Source organism: Micromonospora sp. NPDC048842, assembly GCF_040649935.1.
Taxonomy (GTDB): domain Bacteria; phylum Actinomycetota; class Actinomycetes; order Mycobacteriales; family Micromonosporaceae; genus Micromonospora; species Micromonospora hortensis.
The window spans coordinates 60,315-79,959 of sequence record NZ_JBEZGK010000018.1 but is presented as its reverse complement, the minus strand read 5'-3'; the positions used below and the strand labels follow the sequence as shown (position 1 = coordinate 79,959).

The following is a 19,645-nucleotide window of genomic DNA, read 5'->3' as shown; positions in this document are numbered from 1 at the left end:
CCTCTCCCCCGTTGAGTGCCACCTCGAGCGGCGGGCAGACTCTACTGTGCATTGTCGCGCGCAGGCCGACGCGGATCAGAGGGCGTACGGGCCGAAACGGCCCCAGGCCACCACGGCGGCGAGGACGAGCAGCGCAGCGCAGGCGACAGCGCCCTGGATCTCGGTGCGACGCCCCTCCTGGGTGGCCTGCTGCTCGCGGGCGCGCAGGTGCACCAGGATGCCGCCGATCATGACGATGACCAGCCCGACGGCGGCGAGCGGGGTGAGCACTGTGGCGATGCCGCTGGCGGCGGGCAGCACGAGCCCGGCGGCGGCCAGCAGCTCGACCGCGCCGAGCGACTTGACCTGCGACGGCGGGACCGGGTCCACCCACCGCATCACGTCGCGCAACTTCTCCTTGGGCTGGCTCAGCTTGGCCAGCCCGACGCCGGTGAAGACGGCGGCGAGCAGGATCTGAATGATCCAGAGCACCACGTTCACGGGGGTTCCTCCAGGGGGCCGCCTCGCGGCGGAGAGGTGGTTGACGGTGCAGACGAGACAGTAGACCTCCCCCGCGTACCGAAAGGGCCCCCGCCGTCGGAAGACGGCGGGGGCCCAATTGGTCGGAGCGTCAGACCGCGAAGAGCGCCGGACCATCCAGCGTCTTCACGTCGGCCGGGCGCAACGCCAGGGCGAGCACGTCGGCCACGTCGGCCAGGGTGTGCACTGTCAGCGCCTCGCGCACCTCGGTCGGCAGGTCGTCCAGGTCGGGCTCGTTGCGCGCCGGGATGATCACCTCGGTGAGGCCGGCCCGGTGCGCGGCGAGCAGCTTCTGCTTCACCCCACCGATCGGCAGCACCCGACCGGAGAGCGTCACCTCACCGGTCATCCCGAACTCGGGGCGGACCGGGCGACCGGTGACCAACGACGCCAGGGCCGTGACCATTGTGATGCCGGCGCTCGGACCGTCCTTGGGCACCGCGCCCGCCGGGAAGTGGACGTGGATCCGGCGTCCCGCGAGAGCGTTCGGGTCGATGCCGAACCGCCGCCCGTTGGAGCGCAGGTAGGAGAGCGCGATCTGCGCCGACTCCTTCATCACGTCGCCGAGCTGGCCGGTCAGGGTCAGCCCCGGCTCGCCCTCCATGCTTGTCGCCTCGATGAAGAGCACGTCCCCGCCGGCACCCGTGACGGCCAGACCGGTGGCCACGCCGGGCACGGCGGTGCGCTCGGCCGATTCCGGTGTGAACTTCGGCCGACCCAGGTATCCGGTGAGGTTGTCGGTGCCCACGCGTGCCGGCGTCGGGTCCGTCGCCAGCGTCACCGCCACCTTGCGCAGGATCTTGGCCAGGGCCCGCTCGAGCTGCCGGACGCCGGCCTCCCGGGTGTACTCCCCCGCGATCAGCGCGAGAGCCTCGTCGGCGACGCTGACCTCGTCAACGGTCAGCCCGGCCCGCTCCCGCTGCCGGGGCAGCAGGTGGTCGCGGGCGATGGCGACCTTCTCGTCCTCGGTGTACCCGTCAAGGGTGACCAGCTCCATCCGGTCCAGCAGGGGGCCGGGGATGGACTCCACCACGTTGGCGGTGGCCAGGAAGAGCACATCGGACAGGTCGAGGTCGACCTCCAGGTAGTGATCCCGGAAGGTGTGGTTCTGGGCCGGGTCGAGCACCTCCAGCAGGGCGGCGGCCGGGTCACCGGCGTAGCCGGCGGCCAACTTGTCCACCTCGTCGAGGAGCACGACCGGGTTCATCGAACCTGCCTCACGCAGCGCGCGGACGATCCGACCGGGCAGCGCCCCCACGTAGGTGCGCCGGTGCCCGCGGATCTCCGCCTCGTCGCGGACGCCGCCGAGCGAGACCCGGACGAAGTTGCGTCCGAGCGCCCGCGCCACGGACTCGCCGAGGCTGGTCTTACCCACTCCGGGAGGACCGGCGAGGGCGAGCACCGCGCCGGAGCCGCGACCGCCGACCACGCCGAGGTTGCGCTCGGCTCGCCGGTTGCGCACCGCCAGGTACTCCAGGATGCGGTCCTTGACGTCGGCCAGGCCGGCATGATCGGCGTCGAGCACCGCCCGGGCCGCGGCGAGGTCGGTGTTGTCCTCGGTACGCGTGCCCCACGGCATCTCGAGCACGGTGTCCAGCCAGGTACGGATCCAACCCGCCTCCGGGGAGGCGTCGCTGGCCCGCTCCAGCTTGCCGACCTCGCGCATGGCCGCCTCGCGTACCTTTTCCGGCAGTTCGGCGGACTCGACGCGGGACCGGTAGTCGGCAGAGCCGTCCGGCTCGTCCTCGCCCAGCTCCTTGCGGATCGCGGCGAGCTGCTGGCGCAGCAGGAACTCGCGCTGGGACTTCTCCAGCCCCTCGCGGACGTCACTGTTGATCTGCTCGGTGACCTCCTGCTCGGCCAGGTAGTCCTTCACCCAGCCGACCAACAGCTCCAGCCGGGCGGTGACGTCCGGCGCGGCGAGCAGCTCGGTCTTCTGCTCCAGCGTCAGCCAGGGCGCGTAACCGGCCGAGTCGGCCAGTTCGGAGAGGTCGGTCATCCGCTCCACCGCGTCGATGACCTGCCAGGCGCCCCGCTGCTGGAGCACTGAGGTCACCAGGGCGCGGTACTCGCGGGCGAGTTCCCGGGCCCGACCGGCGTAGGCGGGTTCGTCGAGTTCGGTCGCCTCGACCCAGAGGGCAGCGCCGGGGCCCGGCACGCCGGAGCCGATCCGGGCCCGGGACAGGCCACGGATGACGGCGGCGGGCTCGCCCTCGGGCAGCCGGCCGACCTTCTCGATGGTGGCGACCACGCCCACCGGGCCGTACTCGCCGTCGATGCGCGGAACGGCCAGCAGCTTGCGGTCGCCGGTCGCACGCGCCGCGTCGATCGCGGCCTGGGTGGTGGGGTCGAGGGTCACCGGGATGACCATCCCGGGCAGCAGCACGGCGTCGGTCAGGGGAAGTACCGGAAGAGTTGCCATCGAACACCTGCCATCGCGTTGAGTTGAGCGTGTCTCACTCAAGTAACAAAGCGTTCCCCTTGTTCCGGCCTGTGACCTAGACCACTGGGCTGGTGCCGTACAGGCGAGGGTCACCCGGGGGCAGCACCGGTTCCGGCGCGTTCGCCAGCGGGTTGTGGTCGTACCGGAACTCACCCTTGCCGTCCGGCGAGGGCCCGGACGCCCAGCGCCCCTGGGCGGCGTCGGTGCCCGAGGAGAAGCCCAGGTAGGTGTAGCCGTACTCCGCTGTGAACTCACCCGAGTCCGGGAACGCCTCCGGCACCGGCATCTCCTCCAGCCCGTCCTCCCTGAGCTGCTCGATCGCCGCCAGCCACATGTTCTGGTGCATGGTGTCGCGGGCCAGCAGGAAGCGCAGCATCTGCTTGACGCCCGGGTCGTCGGTCATGTGGAACAGCCGGGCGACCTGGAGCCGACCCTGCGCCTCGGCGGTGACGTTGAGCTGGAAATCGGCCAACAGGTTGCCGCTGGCGGTGATGAACGCGCCGCTCCACGGCACCCCGTTGGAGTCGGTGGGCAGGGCCCCACCCCCGGCGTGGATGAAGTGCGCCGGGTTCTCACCGGCGTAGGTCGCGGCACCTCCCGGATCCTCCGCGATCCCCTCGCCCAGCGACAGCGGCGCGCTGTCCAACAGCCGGGTGATCATCGTGACGATCATCTCGACGTGGCCCATCTCCTCCGTGCCGACGTCGAGCAGCAGGTCCTTGTACTTGCCGGGCAGTCGGCAGTTCCAACCCTGGAAGAGATACTGGTTGGCGACGGTCATCTCGCCCCACTTACCGCCCAGCACCTCCTGCAGGCGGCGGGCGAACGCCGCATCCGGGCCGTCCGGCCTGGCCTCGAACTGCAGATCCTTGACGTGGCTGAACATCCGACCTCCTCGGTACCGGAAACAGGTAGCGAGGCCGTTCCCGCCGCGATGACCCGAGCGGGCCAACCGGTGTCCCGCCCGGGTCAGCGCACCGGGCGAGCCATCGGCAGCAGCACCTCCAGCGCCACTCCACGGGGCCGTAGCCGGTACGCCCGCAACGCTCCCCCATCCGTCGCGACGAGCTGCCGCGCGATCCACAGGCCCAGACCGGACATCCCGACGGCCGGCGTCGGACGCCGCAGCGCGACCAGTAGCGCATCGTCGACCCGACCCTCGTCGGTGACCAGGATGCTCAGGCTGGGCCCGCGCACTGTCGCGTAGAGCCCGACCTGTCCGTCCGGCGGCCCGTGCCGCAACGCGTTCTGCACCAGGTTGACCAGCACCTGTCGGGTTCGTCCGGCCGGCACCGGGCAGGAGGCCGCCCGCCGGGTGGCCCGCGCCCGCCGGCGGCCGACCGGCACCAGCGCGGCGGCCTCCCGCAGGATGCCCGCCAGCGCGACGGCCGGCTCCGGCTGTGGGGTCGGCGTCAGCACGCCGGTGCCGGCGGCCGCGTCGAGCAGCAGGCTCTGCAGGTGGGCGGCCTGGTCGCGGGCCAGCTCACTGAGCGCCCGCCGGTCGTCCCCGGTCAGGTCCTGACGCTCGTCGGCCAACGCGCGGGTCAGCGAGGTCAGCGTGCTGATCGGCGTTCGGAACTCGTGGCACAGCACCCGCAGCAGCAACTCCGAATCGGCCGCCGTCGGTCGCTTTTCGCCCGGTGTCGGCTCAGCGGGGCGCAACCCTCGCAGCAGGTCCCGCAGACCGTGCCGTACGCGCATCCACCCGACTCCTCTCGTTCGGTGCGAACCCGCATGATCGGTACCCGCTGGGGAACGGCGCAGACATGCCGGGAGCCTCCACCTTGCGACTCGTCGTCGTGGACGATCACCCCCTTTTCGTCCGCGGGCTGGAGTTGCTGCTCCCGATCACCACCAACGGCCGGGCCGAGGTCATCGCCTCGACCGGCGACGCCGCCGCGGCGGCGGCCCTGGTCAGCAACTGCCGCCCCGACCTGGCCCTGGTCGACCTGCACATGCCGCCGCCCGGCGGCATCCGGGCGGTGGCCGCGATCCGGCGGACCACCCCACGGGTACGGGTGGTCGCGATGTCCGGTTCCACCGACCCAGGGCCAGCGGTGGAGGCGCTGCGGGCCGGCGCCGAGGGGTTCCTGCCCAAGACCAGCGAACCGGAGGAGTTGCTTCCCCCGCTGCTGGCGATCCTCGACGGCTGGGCGGTGCTGCCGGCCGACCTGCTGCGCGCCATGCTGCGGTCCACGCGCTCCGCGTCCGTCGACCTGGACGGCGAGGAACGGCGGCTGCTGCGGGCGATCGCCGCTGGCCGCAGCACCGTCGACATCGCCGAAGAACTGCACGTCTCCGAACGGACGGTGAAACGGATGACCGCCGCGTTGCTGCGCAAGTTGCGGGTCTCGAACCGGGCCGAGGCGGCCGCCATCGCCGGTCACAGCGGCATCCTCGGGGAATGAAGCCTCGCCACCGAACCGTTTCGCGGTTTTGCTCGGTAACGGAATCGCGACGCGCCGAATGAATGGAAGGCATATTGTTGCGGATTACCGGGGTGATAGGTCAGACTTTGGACACATCCCGCCGCACACAGGGAGTAATCGGCAATGGCGAGAAAAGTAATCACGGTCCTGACCGACGACCTCGACGGTGGGAAGGCCGACCGGACGGTTGAGTTCAGTCTCGACGGCGTGGCCTACACGATCGATGTCTCCGACGAGAATGCCGGCGTCCTGCGCAAGACGCTCGATCCGTACATCAATGCGGGTCGGCGGATCGGGCGCGGCCCGGTGGAGAGCGCCCGTTCGGTCCGGCGACCGGGGCGACCCGCCGGCGCGGGAATGGATCGGGAGCAGAACCGGGCCATCCGGGAATGGGCCGTCAAGAACGGCTACAAGATTTCCGAGCGCGGCCGGATCCCGGTTGAGGTCGTCGAGGCGTACAAGAGCCGCTGACGCGACTCGACGGGGCCCCGCCGGAAACGGCGGGGCCCCGTCGTTTGTCCGGGCACCCGAAACAAGGCGGCGGCCGGCCACCCCGGGTTGTCGCCCCGGGTGGCCGGCCGCCGTTGGTACGTCAGCTCAGTTGACGTCGATGCGCACCGAGTCGAAGGCGGGGGTCTGGTTGGCCCGCTCCATCATCGGCAGGCGGTGCGAGCCGTCACCGGCCCAGACGGAGCACTGGGCGGTACCGGACTCCGGCAGGCCCGGAATCTGGATCGTCACCTCGTCGGGCTGGGCGCCGCCGCGGCCGTCCTCGGTCGCGACGAAGAAGGCGGGCACCTCCTGCGGCTCCGGCGGAGCGGTCAGGCTGTCCAGCATCCGGCAGGCGGTGTGGAAGTGACCGCGGACCAGGCCCTGGTCGTTGAGGAGCGAGCTCTCCACGTAGTAGCCACCCTGACCGGCGGCCAGGAAGCGGTCCCGGACCAGGTTGCGGGTGCTGACCCTCAGGGTGAAGGGCTGGTTCTGGCCGACCTGCTCGGGGAACTGGGTGATCAGCAGCGACGGGTTGTTGGCCGCCGCGCCGACCTCACCGAACTCGGTGCTCACGCAGCGGTTGCCGTTCTGGAAACCGTCGTGCGGCTGGAGCCGGCTCTCGTCGCAGTCGTTGGCGAGTACGCCGAGCCCGGCACCGGGCGCGGTGCCGCCGCCGTTGTTCCCGCCGCCGTTGTTGCCACCGCCGTTGTTGCCACCGCCGTTGTTGCCACCGCCGGGGGTGGTGGTGGGCGTGGTGCCGCCGCCGTTGTTGCCGCCCGTGCCGCCGGTGGGCTGCACCTGGCACTCGGCGAGCTGCGCGAGGCCCTGCGGCCGGGGTCCGGCCCGGTCGATGGCGGTCGTGATCCGATCCAGCACGGCGCGGCGCTTGCCGGCCAACGGTTGGAGGATCGCGTTGCGGATGAATGCCTCACCCTTGTTGCCCTCGGCGGCGAGCCGGCGGTCCGCCTCGGCGATCTGGGTCTGCAACTGGGCGAGGTTGCGGTCCACCTCGGCCCGCGCCCGGTTCGGCACCTGCGGCAGTTTGGCCGCCACGTCCGGACAGGCGATGGCCGTGCCGGTGCCCACAGTGCCGTCCTTGCCGTCCTCGCACTCGGGGACCGACTGCTGTCCGTCACCCCAGTGATTACGCACCCACCGACCGTTCTGCCAGGTCCGGCTGGTCGAGCCGCCACCAGTCGGCGCGGTCGCGCCCGGGCTCGGCTCCACGCACTGCCCGGAAGCCGGACGTGGCTTATTTGTCCGCCGGTCCTGGGCCGACGAAATCTGAGTCACGGCGACAACTCCGCCGAAGACCGCGAGCGTGCCGACAACTGCCAGCAGACGCTTGCTCCGCGCGTTGCCGGAAGGCCGGCGCGCCCGAGTGGACCTGCGCATCGAATTGCTCTCCTTCTCGATCCGGTAGTGGATTTCTGCCCTCGGCGGACCGACGGATGTGAGGTGGCACGCCGCGGTGGCGACCCACCGTGACCTACCCGGTAATGCGTCGATGGCCGACGATGCCCTTTCCGCACCGTCTCCCGCGCCCGGTGGACGCGGATGGGGAGATCCTGTTCATTCGCGCAGGAGTACGGGGCGGCGGCCGGGAAGGTTCAACAGACGCACAGGAAATTGCCGGGGCCGGACACGGAGCCGGTGCCGAGCAGGGATCAGCAGGTGAAACGGGCGCTGGTCAGTCGGCGCAGAGGTGGTCGAAGGCGAACCCGCCGACCAGTTCGTGGCGGCGCTGGCTCAGCGCGGCGATCTGCGCGGTCCACTCGGCGCGCGACAGCAGGTCGGCGACGGCGTTCTCCCGCAGTCGCTCCCCCACGGCGACGGCGGCGAGATCCTCGGCCAGCCGGGCCGCGTCGATGCCGCAGGAGAAACGGTGCTCGGTCACCGAGACCTGCTCGATGAGGCACGCGTCGGGGCGTACGTGCACCCAGCTCCACCCCTGTGCCGGACCGTCCACCCAGCGGACGTGCAGTCCTCGCACGATCGGGTCGGCCACCTGCCCGGCCACGTACACCTCGACCGCCGCCGCGCGGGTCAGCGCGCCGAGGTCGTTGACCGGCCCGGTACGCCCGTCCGGCAGCCGGCCCAGGATGTCCCGGAAGCCCACCGGTGCCGGTTCGGTCCCGGCTGCGGTGGGCCCGCCCGCAGCGTAGGCCCGCGCGTCGATCACGTACTCGACCAGGCGGCGGCCATGATCGGCGGCGCTCAACGTGGGCGACCCGATCCGCAGAACGGGCAGGCCGGCGGCCGCGCCCACCGCGTCCGTGAGCCGCTCCACGCGCTGCTCGGCCGAGCCGGAAGACGGCACCGGGCCGATCTGCACGGCGACGACCGGACGGCCGGTGTCGGCGGCGTAGACCACGAAGTCGAAGCTGGCGCGGCTCGCCGAGGTCCACTGGCTGCCGGTGACGCCGGGCGGGCGACCCTGGAGCAGATCGGTGAGCCGGCGTGCCGCCAGGACCCGATGGCCAGCGCGGCTGAGCAGCGCGTCGCGCCCCGCCTCGGCGGGCATCGCCCGCAGCCAACCGCGGTCGTCGCTCCCGATGCTCGTCATCTGCCTGATCCATCCGCCGGTCGGTCGAGCCGGGCCGAGTCTAGGTGGTCGATCATGGGCCACCGACTTCTCCTGTGACGCGGATCACAGCTACGCCGACGTTCCAGGGATGGCCGCCGGGTGTATCCAGCTACCGCCGGTACCGGACCGGCCCGGAGGTGACCATGTCGCGACAGCAGTTCGGCTTCCTCGCCGGGTTCCTCGCCGTGGCGGTCTGGGCGCTGGCCGGCGTCGGCGTGGCCGCCCTCGCCGTACTCGCCGGCCTGCTCGGCTGGCTGGTCGTCCGGGTGCTCGACGGCGACCTCGCGGTGACCGGTCTTGGCGACCGCCGTGCCGACGTTCGGCGGCGCGGATGACCACCCGCCCGTCCGCGGGGACGAACCCCAGCACCGGACTGGTCGCCGGGACGACAGGTGCGGAACGCCGCCCGGGCGACACCGCGGACGTCGCGCGGATCGCTGTGCAGGCGGCCAGCCTCGTGCCGGGCGTTTCCGTCGTCCGCCCGGCGGCGGTGCGCCTGGATGACCGGTCCGTCGCACTCGATCTGCACCTGATCACCTGGTACGGGCACAGCGTGCCGACGATCGCCGAAACGGTCCGGGCGGTCGTCACCGAGCGGGTGGCCGCCCAGACCGGGCTCAGCGTGGCGGTGGTGACCGTCACCGTGGACGACCTGCTCGTCCCCGGCGTCGACTCCTCCGGCGTCGGTGCCGCCACACCGGAGGACGACTGAGATGCGCACCGCCAACCGGGTCGCCTCGTTGCTGCTGGCCACCGCTCTGCTTCTCGGTGGTGCGGCGGCGGCCGTCCAGGCGCTGCTGCTCACAGTGCACCGACCGACACCGATCGACACCAGCGGCTGGTTCGACGCGCTGAGCGGCACCCGGTGGCGCGACCCCACAGTCCGGGCCGTGGCCGGTGGGGCCCTCCTACTGGGCCTGGTCATCCTCGTCGCCCAGTTGCGCCGCTGGACGCCGGTCCGCCTGCGCGCCGACGAGCGCGACGGCTGGTACCTGCACCGGCGCTGTGTGGAACGGCGGCTCGCTGCCGTCGCCAGCGCGGTGCCGGGCGTCCGCCGCGCCCGGGTCCGGGTCCGACGGCGCGGCGGCCAGTGGCGCCCCCGGGTGCGCGCGACCGGCGACCCAGCAGCCGAGGCGGAGATCGAGTTCGCCGTGCGCCAGGAGTTGCGCCACCTCACCGCACCCCGCCCCGCCCGGATCGACGTCCGGCTGCTGCCTCGGCGACGGCCGGCGTGACCAACGCCGGGCACCGACTGTTGTGGACCATCATCGCGCTGCTGCTAATCGCGGGGGGCGCGGCGGCGCTGACGGCCAGCCTCGGCACGTTGCCCGGCGCCGACCCGGCGGCGATGCTGCTCAGCGCCGAGCTGGTCGATTGGTGGCGGATCGCCGCCCCGTGGAGCACCCTGGCCGCAGCCGTCGCCGGAGCGCTGTTCGCGCTGGCCGGGCAACGCCTGCTGACCCGGGAGCTGCGGGGCCCGGACGGTACGCTGCGCGGCACCCTGAGCCACCCCGGACGCCGGCCGGGCCGCACCCGGCTGGCCACCGACGTCCTCGCCGACGCGCTGGTACGCGACCTGACCGGCAACCCCGGGGTACGCCGGGCCCGGGTGGTGCTCACCGGCGCGCCACCGCACCCCGACGTGTGGATCCGGGTGGACCTCAACGCCGACGCTCCGACCGCCGGCGTACGCGAGCACGTCCGCGCCGCGGTCCGCCGATTCGCGGCGACGACCAACTGCCAGCCCGCGCACCTCGACGTGACCGCCCGCATCGAGCCCGGCCGCCAGTGACCCGACGCCGACCCGAGGGGCATGATCGGTGTCGGCGGCGAATGGAGGTACGCGGGTGCGAGTGGTGTCGCTGGTGCCGTCCCTGACCGAGGCGGTGGCGCTGACAGTGCCGGGAGCGTTGGTCGGGGCCACCGACTGGTGCAGCCACCCGGCCGGGCTCGACGTGGCCCGGGTCGGCGGCAGCAAGTACCCCGATCTGGACCGGGTGCGCGCGCTGCGGCCCGACCTGGTGCTGCTCAACGTTGAGGAGAACCGTCGGGCCGACGCGGAGGCGCTACGGACGGCCGGCGTACCGGTGCGGGTCACCTATCCGCGGACCGTTGCCGGCGCGTTGACCGAGCTGGGCGACCTGCTGACCGAACTGGGTGCACCGACGGAGCCGGACTGGCTGCGGGCCGCCCGGCGGGCGTGGGCCACACCACCCCGGCTGACGGCTACCCGACGCGCGGTGGTGCCGGTCTGGCGTCGGCCGTGGGTGGTGCTCGGCGGCGACACGTTCGCCGGCGACGTGCTGCGCCGCCTCGGCGTTCTCAACGCCTACGACGAGCACCCCGAACGCTATCCCCGCCCGAGCCTCACCGAACTACGCGAACGAGAGCCCGACCTGGTGGTCCTGCCCGATGAGCCGTACCGGTTCACCGCCGACGACGGCCCGGAGGCGTTCCCCGGCGTACCCTGCGCCCTGCTCTCCGGGCGGCACCTCACCTGGTACGGCCCGTCCCTGGCCGAGGCGCCGGCGCTGCTCGCCGACCAGTTGTCCCGGCCGGTGCTGGTCGGCTGACCCCGACCGCCGCCCGGCGGCTCAGCCAGCGGTTCGGCGGCGGGCGGCCACGGTGCTGGCGCCGATCGAGACCGCCAGGGTCAGCAGCACCACGGCCAGGGTCAACCAGACCGGCAGCTTGCCCACCGGCGTCTCGGCGAGAATCAGCTTCAGCCCGGCGAAGGCCAGTAGCAGCGCCAACCCGTACCGCAGGTAGCCGAAGTGGCGCAGCAGCCCGGCGAGGCAGAAATAGAGGCTGCGCAGCCCCAGGACGGCGAACGCGGTGGCCGTCCAGACCAGGAAGGTGTTCGTGGTGATGGCGAGGATCGCCGCCACCGAGTCGATGGCGAAGACCACGTCGGTGGCCTCGATGGCGACGAGCGCGACCAGCAGCAACGTCGCCACCCGTCGGCCGGCCACCCGGGCGGTGAACCGGTCGCCGTGGTAGCGGGCGTCGGTGGGCACCAGCCGCCGGAACAGCCGGACCACGACATTGCGTTCCGGGTCGACGTCCGGCTTCCCGCGTACGGCCAGCCGCCAGCCGGTCCAGATCAGGAACGCGCCCAGCACGTACCCGGCCCAGGCGAGCCGGTCCAGCAACTCGGCACCGGCGAAGATGAACAGCAGCCGGAAGACGAGCGCCCCCACGACACCCCAGAACAGCACCTTGTGCTGGTAGCCCGACGGCACCTGGAAGTAGCCGAAGAGCAGCGCGAAGACGAACACGTTGTCCACCGAGAGCGCCTTCTCCAGCAGGTAGCCGGAGAAGTACGCGATGGCCGGGTCACCGCCGAGGCCCCACCAGACGACCAACCCGAACAGCAGACCAGCGCCGATCCAGACGGCGCTCCACAGCAGCGCCTCGCGGAGCTCGATGACGTGGTTGTCCCGGTGCAGGAGCACATCCACGGCGAGCAGCACCGCGATCACCGCGCCGACCGCCGCCCAGGCCCACAGCGGGACCGCGACCGTCGCCTCAGCCACCGACGCCCTCCGCATCGACCACCGCGCACCGCCCGTCAACCAGGCCGGCCGGCCCTTTCCGAGCCTAGGTGAACGCCCGACCCGGCATCGGACGGTCGAACGAAGTCGGTGCAGTGCCGGAGGAGGGGGCCGCGGAGCAGGTTGCGGGTCCGCCGCACATCGGTGAGGGGTGATCCGGCAGGATCGACGGTGACCGGACACATCACCCAACACGGCAGGAGATCCCCGCATGACCCAGGCAGCAGGCGCCCAGTCGGGCAAGCCCGAGGTTGGTCCGATCGAGGGTGCACCGCCGGCCGACCTCGTGATCGAGGACATCACCGTGGGCGACGGCCCGCAGGCCGAGCCGGGCCAACTGGTCAGCGTGCACTACGTCGGCGTGTCGCACTCCACCGGCAACGAGTTCGACTCGTCGTGGAACCGGGGCGAGGCGTTCGACTTTCCGCTCGGCGGCGGTCAGGTCATCGCCGGCTGGGACCAGGGCGTCGCCGGCATGCGCGTCGGCGGTCGCCGCCGCCTGACCATTCCGCCGCACCTCGGGTACGGCGACCGGGGTGCTGGCGGCGTCATCAAGCCGGGCGAGACGCTGGTCTTCGTCGTCGACCTGCTCGGCGTGAGCTGACCGATTGTCGGGGTCGCCGGCCAGGCCGGCGGCCCCACGCCCGGGTGTGACGGTGGCGGCCCACCTCGTTGACCAGCGTCAGGCGGCCAGTTGCAGGTCCGTGGTCGCGACCACCGGGCGACGCGCGGCCTCGATCGGCGAGGTCAGCCCCAGAATCGGCATCACGCGATGCAGCCCGCTGACGCGCAGCACCCGCGCCACCACCGGGCTCGGGTCGACCAGGACCAGCTCGCCACCACAGGCCCGCACGCGTAGATGAGCCGCGAGCAGCGTGCGAACGCCGGCGGCGGAGAGCAGCCGCAGCCCGGACAACTCCAGTTGAAGCACCGGGCGGGCCGGCGCGGACCACAGCGCGGACCGGAACGCGGCCACCGTGGCGATGTCGATCTCGCCGGCCACCCGCACGAGGACCATCTGGTCACCCACGCTGACCTGCACGTCCAGCCGGTCGCTGTGCTCTTCCATGCCCAGAAATCTAGCCGGCACCACCGACACTTTCGCCCCTCCACGGAGTGATTCCGGGTACGCCCAGGGGCATACCCCGAGGTACCCCACCTCCCTCTCGGGGTGGGTGGAGTCAGGGGCCCGCGCGGCGCGCCGCCGCCTCGGGGGTGAGGTCAGGGCTTGCGCGGCGCGCCGCGCGGGCTCGGAACCCGAGGGTCGGCCGGCGTTCGGGTGGAGAATAGGTCGATGCTGATCCCCCGGCCCCGGCCGCCCCGGCTGATCCGTCCCGTCCGCGAGCCGGCGACCAGCCCCCCGGCGCTGGCCGGGCCATGGGCTCCCACCGACCGCCGGCTCGACGACGCCGAGTTGCTACCCCTCCCCACGGGCGCCGTCGGCCCCGAGGACGTGCTGGTCGACGGCGCCGGGCGGGTGATCAGTGGCGACGAGGACGGTCGGCTCTGGTGGTGGCCGGTCGACGCGCGGGCCGGCACCCCACCCCACCTGCTGGCCGAGACCGGGGGCCGTCCGCTCGGCATCGAGCTGGACCTGTCCGGCGAGGCCCTGGTGGTCTGCGACGCGTACCGCGGGTTGCTGCGGGTCACACCCGACGGCGTGGTCCGCGAACTGACCGGCACGGCACCCCCTGTGCACCTGGCCAACAACGCGACGGTGGGCCGGGACGGCACCATCTACTTCACCGACAGCTCCGACCGGTTTCCGGTCTCGCACTGGAAGCGGGACCTTCTGGAGCACCGTCCCAACGGTCGGGTGCTGGCCCACCATCCGGGTAGCGGCCGCACCGAGGTGGTGACCGACGGGCTGTACTTCCCCAACGGGATCGCGCTGACCCCGGACGAGTCGGCGCTGATGCTGGTGGAGACCAGCACCCACCGCCTGCTGCGGGTCGAACTCAGCGGCGGTGTGCGGGTCCTCGCCGACCTGCCCGCGTACCCGGACAATCTCGCCTCGGTGGGTGACGGGACGTACTGGATCGCGCTGCCCAGCCCCCGGGTGCCGATCGCCGAACGGCTGCTGCCCCATCCGCGGCTGCGCCAGATCGCCGCCCTGCTGCCCGACGCGATGCAGCCGCAGCCACGCCGCTACGGGCTGGTCGCGCTGGTGGACGACGCGGGAACGGTCCGCCGGACGCTGCACGGCCCGAACGGGCACTACTCGATGATCACTGGGGTACGCCAGCACGGCGACCACCTCTGGCTGGGCAGCCTGACCGGGTCCGGGGTGGCCCGCGTACCCCTGGGGTGATGGCCGCGGGCGGCGACAGGGCCGGCCGGCCCGCGTACCCCTGGTGTGGCGGGCGGGCGACAGGGCCGGTCCGCAGTGGTGGCGGGCCGGCCCTGTCCTGCCGTCAGTGGTGTCTCAGCGGCCGCTGACCGAGGGCGCCGGCGCGGGCGATCCGCCGGCCACCGCGCCCGGGTGCGCCGGGGCGACCGGAGCGGGCTTGAGCCCGGGCGGCACCGGCAGGGCGCTGCCCCGGGCGAACTCGTCCCAGCTCACGTTCCACGCGGTCCAGCCGTTGCCCGGCTGTAGCTCCACCTCGGTGCCCTTGACGGTGACCAGGTCACCAACCTGCGTCACCCCCATCAACCAGTCGGCGGCGGTGGCGGAGACGTTCGCGCAACCGTGCGAGACGTTGGTGTTTCCCTGGTCCCCCTCCGACCAGGGGGCGGAGTGGATGAACTCGCCACCCCAGGTGTAGCGCTGGGCGTCGTCGACGTCGACCACGTAGCCACCGTCCGGCTCACCCCGCGTGTCGAACGTGACCCGCTCGTGCTTTTCCATGATCACCATCTTGCCGCTGGAACTCGGCGTGCTCGGCTTACCCAGGCTCACCGGGATTCGGCGGACCTGCTTGCCGTCGCGCAGCACTGTCATCTGTTTGGTGGCGTTGTCGATCTCCAGCGAGACCTGTCGTCCGATCTTGGAGGTCGCGGTCCGCTCGGCGTCGCCAACCAGTTTCTTACCGATCGGCAGACCCTCGAGACCGGCCCGGACACTGATGGTGGTCCCCGGCTTCCAGAAATCGGGGGCCCGATAATAGACCTGGCTTCCATCCTCAAGCCACGACCAGGCGCCCGGTTGCGGTGGATTGGTCTTTACGAACAACCGCCGCTGGACATCCGCCCTGGCCTCTTTCGGAATTCCTGGGTCGAACGCCACCGTTACCGGCATCGCCGTGCCGTACGTCCGATTGCCGTTGAAATAAAGGGTGCTGGTGATCTGCGGTTTGGTGGATTTGGCCATCGTCGTGAACGTGGTGGTGCGCGTGGTGGTGGCACCGGAGTCACCGGTGGCTGTCACCTCGGCGGTGTAGGTCCGTCGTGGTTGCAGCGGGGCGCTCGGCACCCAGCCGGAGCCGTCCTCGCGCGGCTCGGCGTTGACCTGCTTGCCTTTGTCGTCGGTGAGGCGTACGCCGGTGACCCGCCCTCCCTTGACCACGGTGCCCACCTCGGCGCTGACCGGGACGTCCCGGGTCTTGTCCCCCGGCGTCACAGCGAGTTCCGGTGGGGCGGCGTGCTTCTTGGCCGAGCCGGTCGCGGAACCCCGGTCGGCGGTGCACGCACCCAGGACGAGTGGTGCCGCCGCGATGGTTACCGCCAACAGCGTCAATCGCCGCCTAGACGTCATGTTTCAGTCCCCCCGTTTTCGACTTCCCTCCGCCACATTCTTGCCCGCTTCGGGGGGCCATTAGCGGCATTCGGAAATAATCGGCAGCGCATTTATCGACGCATTTTCCGACAATGCTCCGCTTGGCCGGAACAGGGGTTCAACCGACCCGTGTCATGCGCTTTGCTCCGCTTGAGCGAGGCAACGTCGACTGTCCGAATGGCGGCCGTGGTGGCACTGTCGACCCGGCTTCATGATCGACTCGGTCTCACTGAAGTCGCGGCATCCCGACCGTCCCGACACCGCGACTGTCATGAACCCGAGTGGATCAAGAGCCGGCCGGGCCGGACGTGGGCCGGGCCGGACGTGGGCCGGGCCGGACGTGGGCCGGGCCGGACGTGGGCCGGGCCGGACGTGGGCCGGGCCGGACGTGGGCCGGGCCGGACGGAACGCGCGCGGCGCGGTGGGCACGGGAAGTAGAAGGTCAGGCCGGGTGGCGCACCTCGTGGGCGGACTTTTGTCAGTTGAAGCGAAACTTCCGGCGAACGCGACAAAGCTTTGCCTTCGTCCGGAGGCAAGGGTAAGGTTTCGATCTAGATAGAGGGTTGCCCATTCGTCGATCAACTTGCCGCCACCTCTGCCGGGTCGCCGCGTTCCGCTCCCGATGGGTCCGGGCCGCACCCGCGCCGTCCCTCACCGTCCAGCCGGAGCCCGCCTCCGGCCGGTTCGGCGCGCCCGGCGGACGGCAGTCAGGTCGACCGCCGCCGACGGCGTACCAGCCGTCAGGAAGGGACCACCACCATGGATCAACAACTCAACCGACCGGGGCCGACACCGGCGTCCGAGCCGGTCAGCCGGCGTGGAGTGCTGCGCGCCGCGACCGTCTCCGCGGCCGCTGTCGGCGCCGCCGGTCTAATCGGCGGCCCGGCCGTCGCCGCGCCCGCCGCATCCACCGGGCAGGCCCAGGGCCGCCGCCGGGTGCCGGTGGACCGGATCAGCATTCAGCTCTACACGCTGCGTGATCAGCTCGCCGCCGACCTGCCCGGCACCCTGGACGCGCTGCGTCGGATCGGCTACCGGCGAGTGGAGCACGCCGGTTTCGTCGGACGCACCGCCGCACAGTTCCGGGCCGCGCTCGACGAGGCCGGGCTGCGTTCCACCTCCGGTCACGTCGGCATCCCGCAGCCGTTCGACGCCGCCACCTGGGAGCAGGCTCTCGCCGACGCCAACGTGGTGGGCTGCAAGAAGATCGTCCACCCGTACTTCGGTAGGGACGCGAGCGGTCAGCCGATCCGGGACCCCGCCGTCTACCGGGCCCTGGCCCGGGACCTCAACCGCGCCGGTCGGCTCGCCGAACGCGCGGGGTTGGACTTCGGCTACCACAACCACCAGCTCGAGTTCGTGCCGCTGACCGGCGGCTCGACCGGGTTCGACATCCTCAGCTCGCAGACCGATTCCCGGCTGGTCCACTTCGAGCTCGACCTCTACTGGACCTGGCGGGGCGCCCACGACCCGATCGACGTGATCCGAGCCAACCGCGGTCGGATCCGCCAGGTGCACGTCAAGGACCTCGACGTCGAGGGTGGTTTCGCCGACCTCGGCGACGGCGTCATCGATTTCGGCCGCATCTTCGCCCACGAGCGGGAGGCCGGCATCGAGGAGTACATCGTGGAGCGTGACGACGCGGGCACCGCGCCGCGCTCCCCCGCCGACGCCCTGGACACCGCTCGCGTCGGCTTCGACTATCTCGCTTCACTTCGGTACTGAAACCACCCCGGGGGACTCACCTGATGAAAAGGACCGCATTCGCGTCCGCCCTGCTGTTGGTGACGGCCGGTCTGGCCATACCACAGTCGGCAGCGTCCGCAGCGCCGGCCGCGCCGCCGGACAGCAGCTTCCAGAAAGTGACACTGAACGACTTCCCGGGCGAGCCGATGAGCCTCGCCGTCCTGCCCGACCTGCGGGTGCTGCACACCTCCCGCACCGGTGAGGTCCGCATCCACGACCCGCGCACCGGGCTGAACACCCTCGCCGCCGACATCCCGGTGTACGAGCACGACGAGGAGGGGTTGCAGGGCGTCGCCATCGACCCGAACTTCGCCCAGAACAAGTGGGTGTACCTCTACTACTCGCCGCCGATGGACACTCCGGTGGACGACCCGGCGACCCCGGGTGTCAACGAGGGGGACGCGCCGGAGACCGGCACCGAGGCGGACTGGCAGCGGTTCAAGGGCGCGCTGCGGCTGTCCCGGTTCAAGCTGGACGGGATGAAGCTGAACCTCGCCAGCGAGCAGCAGATCATCGACGTGCCGACCGACCGGGGCATCTGCTGCCACGTCGGCGGCCAGATCGACTTCGACAGCAAGGGCAACCTGTACCTGTCGACAGGTGACGACACCAACCCGTTCGCCTCCGACGGCTACATCCCGATCGACGAGCGGGCCGACCGCCACCCGGCGTACGACGCCCAGCGCACCTCGGCCAACACCAACGACCTGCGCGGCAAGCTGCTGCGCATCAAGGTGAAGGCCGGTGGTGGTTACACGGTGCCGGCCGGCAACCTGTTCAAATCCGGCACGGCGCAGACCCGCCCGGAGATCTACGCGATGGGGCTGCGCAACGCGTTCCGGTTCGCCGTCGACAGGCGTACCGACAACGTGTACGTGGGCGACTACTCCCCGGACGCCTCCAACCCGAACCCGGAGCGCGGCCCTGCTGGGCACGGCCGGTGGATGCTCGTCGACAAGCCGGCCAACTACGGCTGGCCGTACTGCGTGACGCCGACGATCGCCTACCGCGACTACGACTTCGCGACCGGCGAGTCCGGCGCCAAGTTCAACTGCAAGCGCCCGGTCAACGACTCACCGCACAACACCGGCAAGCGCGTGCTGCCGCCGGTCGAGCAGCCCGAGGTCTGGTACGCGGCCGCCCCCTCGGCCGAGTTCCCGCAGTTGGGCACCGGCGGCATCTCTCCGATGGGTGGCCCGGCGTACGAGTACGACGGGACCAGCACGTCGCGTACCCGCTGGCCGGCCTACTACGACGGGGTGCCGCTGTTCTACGAGTGGTCCCGCGACTACATCAAGGAGTTCCGCCTCGACTCCGACGGCGACGTGACGGACATCCGTCCGGTGGCGCCGTCGCTGGTGGTGGACAACCCGATGGACATGGAGTTCGGCCCGGACGGCGCGCTCTACGTCCTGGAGTACGGCGACGGTTACTTCGCCGAGAACCCGGACGCGCAGCTGTCCCGGATCGATTTCGTCCGGGGCAACCGGACGCCGATCCCGAAGATCAGTGGCACCCCGACCGTTGGGCAGGCCCCGCTGACCGTCGCGTTCTCCAGCGCCGGCACGACCGACCCGGACGGTGACAAGCTCAGCTACGCGTGGGACTTCAACGCGGACGGCTCGGTGGACAGCACCGCTCCGAACGCGAGCTGGACGTTCCCGGAGAACGGCTCGTACACGCCGACGTTGAAGGTCACCGACCGCACCGGACGGTCCGCCTCGGCGTCCCTGCCGCTGGTGGTCGGGCCGACCGCGCCGATCGTCGAGTTCGTCGCCCCGGAGGCCGGGCAGCCGTTCCAGTTCGGGCAGACGGTCGCGTACGAGGTGAAGGTCACCGACGACCTGCCGGTGGACTGCTCCCGGGTGAAGGTCACCTACGTGCTCGGGCACGATGAGCACGGGCACCCGCTCTCCACCTCGACGGGTTGCTCCGGGACCATTCCCACCTTCCTGGACGGTGGGCACAGCGGCGCGGACAACCTGACCGCGGTGTTCGTCGCTGAGTACACCGACGCGCCGACCGACCCGGGCGTACCCGCACAGTCCGCTTCGGCGACCGTGGTGCTCGACCCGACCCCGGTGGCGGGTCTGGCCGGCTGATCGGTTCAACAATGACAGTGGCGGCGGCCGGATCCTTCCGGCCGCCGCCGCATGTCGT

The 19,645-nt window shown here is 71.6% G+C and carries 20 protein-coding genes; 11 read left to right on the top strand and 9 right to left on the bottom strand.

Annotation, left to right across the window (positions count from 1 at the left end):
* Window positions 1–75: 75 nt before the first annotated feature.
* From AB0C19_RS23570 to AB0C19_RS23555, 4 genes are all read right to left on the bottom strand, one after another.
* Window positions 76–480 (bottom strand): DoxX family protein, encoded by a 405-nt coding sequence (locus AB0C19_RS23570; protein ID WP_357188660.1) that lies wholly within the window; start codon window positions 478–480, stop codon window positions 76–78.
* Between the two features lie 130 nt (window positions 481–610).
* Window positions 611–2,941 (bottom strand): endopeptidase La, encoded by a 2,331-nt coding sequence (lon, locus tag AB0C19_RS23565; RefSeq protein ID WP_357188658.1) that lies wholly within the window; start codon window positions 2,939–2,941, stop codon window positions 611–613.
* A 76-nt stretch (window positions 2,942–3,017) separates the two neighbouring features.
* Window positions 3,018–3,848, bottom strand: a complete 831-nt coding sequence (locus AB0C19_RS23560; RefSeq protein ID WP_357188656.1) for a manganese catalase family protein — start codon at window positions 3,846–3,848, stop codon at window positions 3,018–3,020.
* An 83-nt stretch (window positions 3,849–3,931) separates the two neighbouring features.
* Window positions 3,932–4,663 carry a HAMP domain-containing sensor histidine kinase gene (locus AB0C19_RS23555; protein WP_357188654.1) on the bottom strand — a complete coding sequence of 244 codons (732 nt, stop codon included), beginning with the start codon at window positions 4,661–4,663 and terminating at the stop codon, window positions 3,932–3,934.
* 98 nt (window positions 4,664–4,761) lie between these two features.
* On the opposite strand from AB0C19_RS23555, the gene AB0C19_RS23550 reads away from it, so the two are divergent.
* Together AB0C19_RS23550 and AB0C19_RS23545 are read left to right on the top strand one after the other, a co-directional pair.
* Complete coding sequence (locus AB0C19_RS23550; protein ID WP_357188652.1) at window positions 4,762–5,370, top strand: response regulator transcription factor; 609 nt, start codon at window positions 4,762–4,764, stop codon at window positions 5,368–5,370.
* A gap of 144 nt (window positions 5,371–5,514) precedes the next feature.
* On the top strand, window positions 5,515–5,862 hold the full coding sequence (locus AB0C19_RS23545) for an Lsr2 family protein (RefSeq protein ID WP_357188650.1): 348 nt from the start codon (window positions 5,515–5,517) through the stop codon (window positions 5,860–5,862).
* Between the two features lie 126 nt (window positions 5,863–5,988).
* Here the strand turns inward: AB0C19_RS23545 and AB0C19_RS23540 are convergent, their stop codons facing one another.
* Both AB0C19_RS23540 and AB0C19_RS23535 read right to left on the bottom strand, forming a co-directional pair.
* Window positions 5,989–7,278 (bottom strand): hypothetical protein, encoded by a 1,290-nt coding sequence (locus AB0C19_RS23540; protein WP_238685732.1) that lies wholly within the window; start codon window positions 7,276–7,278, stop codon window positions 5,989–5,991.
* A 295-nt stretch (window positions 7,279–7,573) separates the two neighbouring features.
* Window positions 7,574–8,449, bottom strand: a complete 876-nt coding sequence (locus AB0C19_RS23535; protein WP_357188648.1) for a hypothetical protein — start codon at window positions 8,447–8,449, stop codon at window positions 7,574–7,576.
* Between the two features lie 164 nt (window positions 8,450–8,613).
* On the opposite strand from AB0C19_RS23535, the gene AB0C19_RS23530 reads away from it, so the two are divergent.
* From AB0C19_RS23530 to AB0C19_RS23510, 5 genes are read left to right on the top strand one after another with little or no spacing between them, the layout of a single operon-like run.
* Complete coding sequence (locus tag AB0C19_RS23530; RefSeq protein WP_357188646.1) at window positions 8,614–8,805, top strand: hypothetical protein; 192 nt, start codon at window positions 8,614–8,616, stop codon at window positions 8,803–8,805.
* Entirely contained in the window at window positions 8,802–9,182 is a 381-nt protein-coding gene (locus AB0C19_RS23525) for an Asp23/Gls24 family envelope stress response protein (protein WP_357188644.1), read from the top strand. The genes AB0C19_RS23530 and AB0C19_RS23525 overlap by 4 nt, the downstream gene beginning before the upstream one ends.
* Window position 9,183: 1 nt before the next feature.
* Window positions 9,184–9,705, top strand: a complete 522-nt coding sequence (locus AB0C19_RS23520; RefSeq protein WP_357188642.1) for a hypothetical protein — start codon at window positions 9,184–9,186, stop codon at window positions 9,703–9,705.
* Window positions 9,702–10,262 carry a hypothetical protein gene (locus tag AB0C19_RS23515; RefSeq protein WP_357188640.1) on the top strand — a complete coding sequence of 187 codons (561 nt, stop codon included), beginning with the start codon at window positions 9,702–9,704 and terminating at the stop codon, window positions 10,260–10,262. Before AB0C19_RS23520 ends, AB0C19_RS23515 begins: the two co-directional genes overlap by 4 nt.
* 55 nt (window positions 10,263–10,317) lie before the next feature.
* Window positions 10,318–11,043: a helical backbone metal receptor gene (locus tag AB0C19_RS23510; protein ID WP_357188638.1), complete on the top strand. Its 726-nt coding sequence runs from the start codon at window positions 10,318–10,320 to the stop codon at window positions 11,041–11,043.
* A 21-nt stretch (window positions 11,044–11,064) separates the two neighbouring features.
* Here AB0C19_RS23510 and AB0C19_RS23505 read toward each other — a convergent pair whose 3' ends face one another.
* Window positions 11,065–12,006, bottom strand: a complete 942-nt coding sequence (locus AB0C19_RS23505; protein WP_357188636.1) for a TerC/Alx family metal homeostasis membrane protein — start codon at window positions 12,004–12,006, stop codon at window positions 11,065–11,067.
* Window positions 12,007–12,235: 229 nt separating this feature from the next.
* Between AB0C19_RS23505 and AB0C19_RS23500 the strand changes: the two genes are divergently transcribed.
* Window positions 12,236–12,628 (top strand): FKBP-type peptidyl-prolyl cis-trans isomerase, encoded by a 393-nt coding sequence (locus AB0C19_RS23500; RefSeq protein ID WP_357188634.1) that lies wholly within the window; start codon window positions 12,236–12,238, stop codon window positions 12,626–12,628.
* A gap of 78 nt (window positions 12,629–12,706) precedes the next feature.
* Here the strand turns inward: AB0C19_RS23500 and AB0C19_RS23495 are convergent, their stop codons facing one another.
* The gene (locus tag AB0C19_RS23495) at window positions 12,707–13,093 is read right to left on the bottom strand and encodes an STAS domain-containing protein (protein WP_357188632.1); all 387 of its coding nucleotides are present in this window, start codon (window positions 13,091–13,093) and stop codon (window positions 12,707–12,709) included.
* 225 nt (window positions 13,094–13,318) lie between these two features.
* On the opposite strand from AB0C19_RS23495, the gene AB0C19_RS23490 reads away from it, so the two are divergent.
* Entirely contained in the window at window positions 13,319–14,335 is a 1,017-nt protein-coding gene (locus AB0C19_RS23490) for an SMP-30/gluconolactonase/LRE family protein (RefSeq protein WP_357188630.1), read from the top strand.
* 114 nt (window positions 14,336–14,449) lie between these two features.
* On the opposite strand, the gene AB0C19_RS23485 is transcribed toward AB0C19_RS23490, so the two are convergent.
* Window positions 14,450–15,718, bottom strand: coding sequence for an Ig-like domain-containing protein (locus AB0C19_RS23485; RefSeq protein WP_357188628.1), 1,269 nt, complete (start codon window positions 15,716–15,718; stop codon window positions 14,450–14,452).
* A gap of 780 nt (window positions 15,719–16,498) precedes the next feature.
* Here AB0C19_RS23485 and AB0C19_RS23480 point away from each other — a divergent pair.
* Together AB0C19_RS23480 and AB0C19_RS23475 are read left to right on the top strand one after the other, a co-directional pair.
* On the top strand, window positions 16,499–17,464 hold the full coding sequence (locus AB0C19_RS23480) for a sugar phosphate isomerase/epimerase (protein ID WP_357188626.1): 966 nt from the start codon (window positions 16,499–16,501) through the stop codon (window positions 17,462–17,464).
* 23 nt (window positions 17,465–17,487) lie between these two features.
* On the top strand, window positions 17,488–19,587 hold the full coding sequence (locus tag AB0C19_RS23475; protein ID WP_357188624.1) for a PQQ-dependent sugar dehydrogenase: 2,100 nt from the start codon (window positions 17,488–17,490) through the stop codon (window positions 19,585–19,587).
* Window positions 19,588–19,645 lie beyond the last annotated feature (58 nt).

Bases quoted from the DNA above. Each gene is read 5' to 3' on its own strand.
- AB0C19_RS23500 (WP_357188634.1), top strand. From the start codon at position 12,236: ATGACCCAGGCAGCAGGCGCCCAGTCGGGCAAGCCCGAGGTTGGTCCG.
- lon (WP_357188658.1), bottom strand. From the start codon at position 2,941: ATGGCAACTCTTCCGGTACTTCCCCTGACCGACGCCGTGCTGCTGCCC.
- AB0C19_RS23480 (WP_357188626.1), top strand. From the start codon at position 16,499: ATGGATCAACAACTCAACCGACCGGGGCCGACACCGGCGTCCGAGCCG.
- AB0C19_RS23530 (WP_357188646.1), top strand. From the start codon at position 8,614: ATGTCGCGACAGCAGTTCGGCTTCCTCGCCGGGTTCCTCGCCGTGGCG.
- AB0C19_RS23535 (WP_357188648.1), bottom strand. From the start codon at position 8,449: ATGACGAGCATCGGGAGCGACGACCGCGGTTGGCTGCGGGCGATGCCC.
- AB0C19_RS23540 (WP_238685732.1), bottom strand. From the start codon at position 7,278: ATGCGCAGGTCCACTCGGGCGCGCCGGCCTTCCGGCAACGCGCGGAGC.
- AB0C19_RS23525 (WP_357188644.1), top strand. From the start codon at position 8,802: ATGACCACCCGCCCGTCCGCGGGGACGAACCCCAGCACCGGACTGGTC.
- AB0C19_RS23560 (WP_357188656.1), bottom strand. From the start codon at position 3,848: ATGTTCAGCCACGTCAAGGATCTGCAGTTCGAGGCCAGGCCGGACGGC.
- AB0C19_RS23495 (WP_357188632.1), bottom strand. From the start codon at position 13,093: ATGGAAGAGCACAGCGACCGGCTGGACGTGCAGGTCAGCGTGGGTGAC.
- AB0C19_RS23485 (WP_357188628.1), bottom strand. From the start codon at position 15,718: ATGACGTCTAGGCGGCGATTGACGCTGTTGGCGGTAACCATCGCGGCG.
- AB0C19_RS23520 (WP_357188642.1), top strand. From the start codon at position 9,184: ATGCGCACCGCCAACCGGGTCGCCTCGTTGCTGCTGGCCACCGCTCTG.
- AB0C19_RS23555 (WP_357188654.1), bottom strand. From the start codon at position 4,663: ATGCGCGTACGGCACGGTCTGCGGGACCTGCTGCGAGGGTTGCGCCCC.
- AB0C19_RS23475 (WP_357188624.1), top strand. From the start codon at position 17,488: ATGAAAAGGACCGCATTCGCGTCCGCCCTGCTGTTGGTGACGGCCGGT.
- AB0C19_RS23545 (WP_357188650.1), top strand. From the start codon at position 5,515: ATGGCGAGAAAAGTAATCACGGTCCTGACCGACGACCTCGACGGTGGG.
- AB0C19_RS23490 (WP_357188630.1), top strand. From the start codon at position 13,319: ATGCTGATCCCCCGGCCCCGGCCGCCCCGGCTGATCCGTCCCGTCCGC.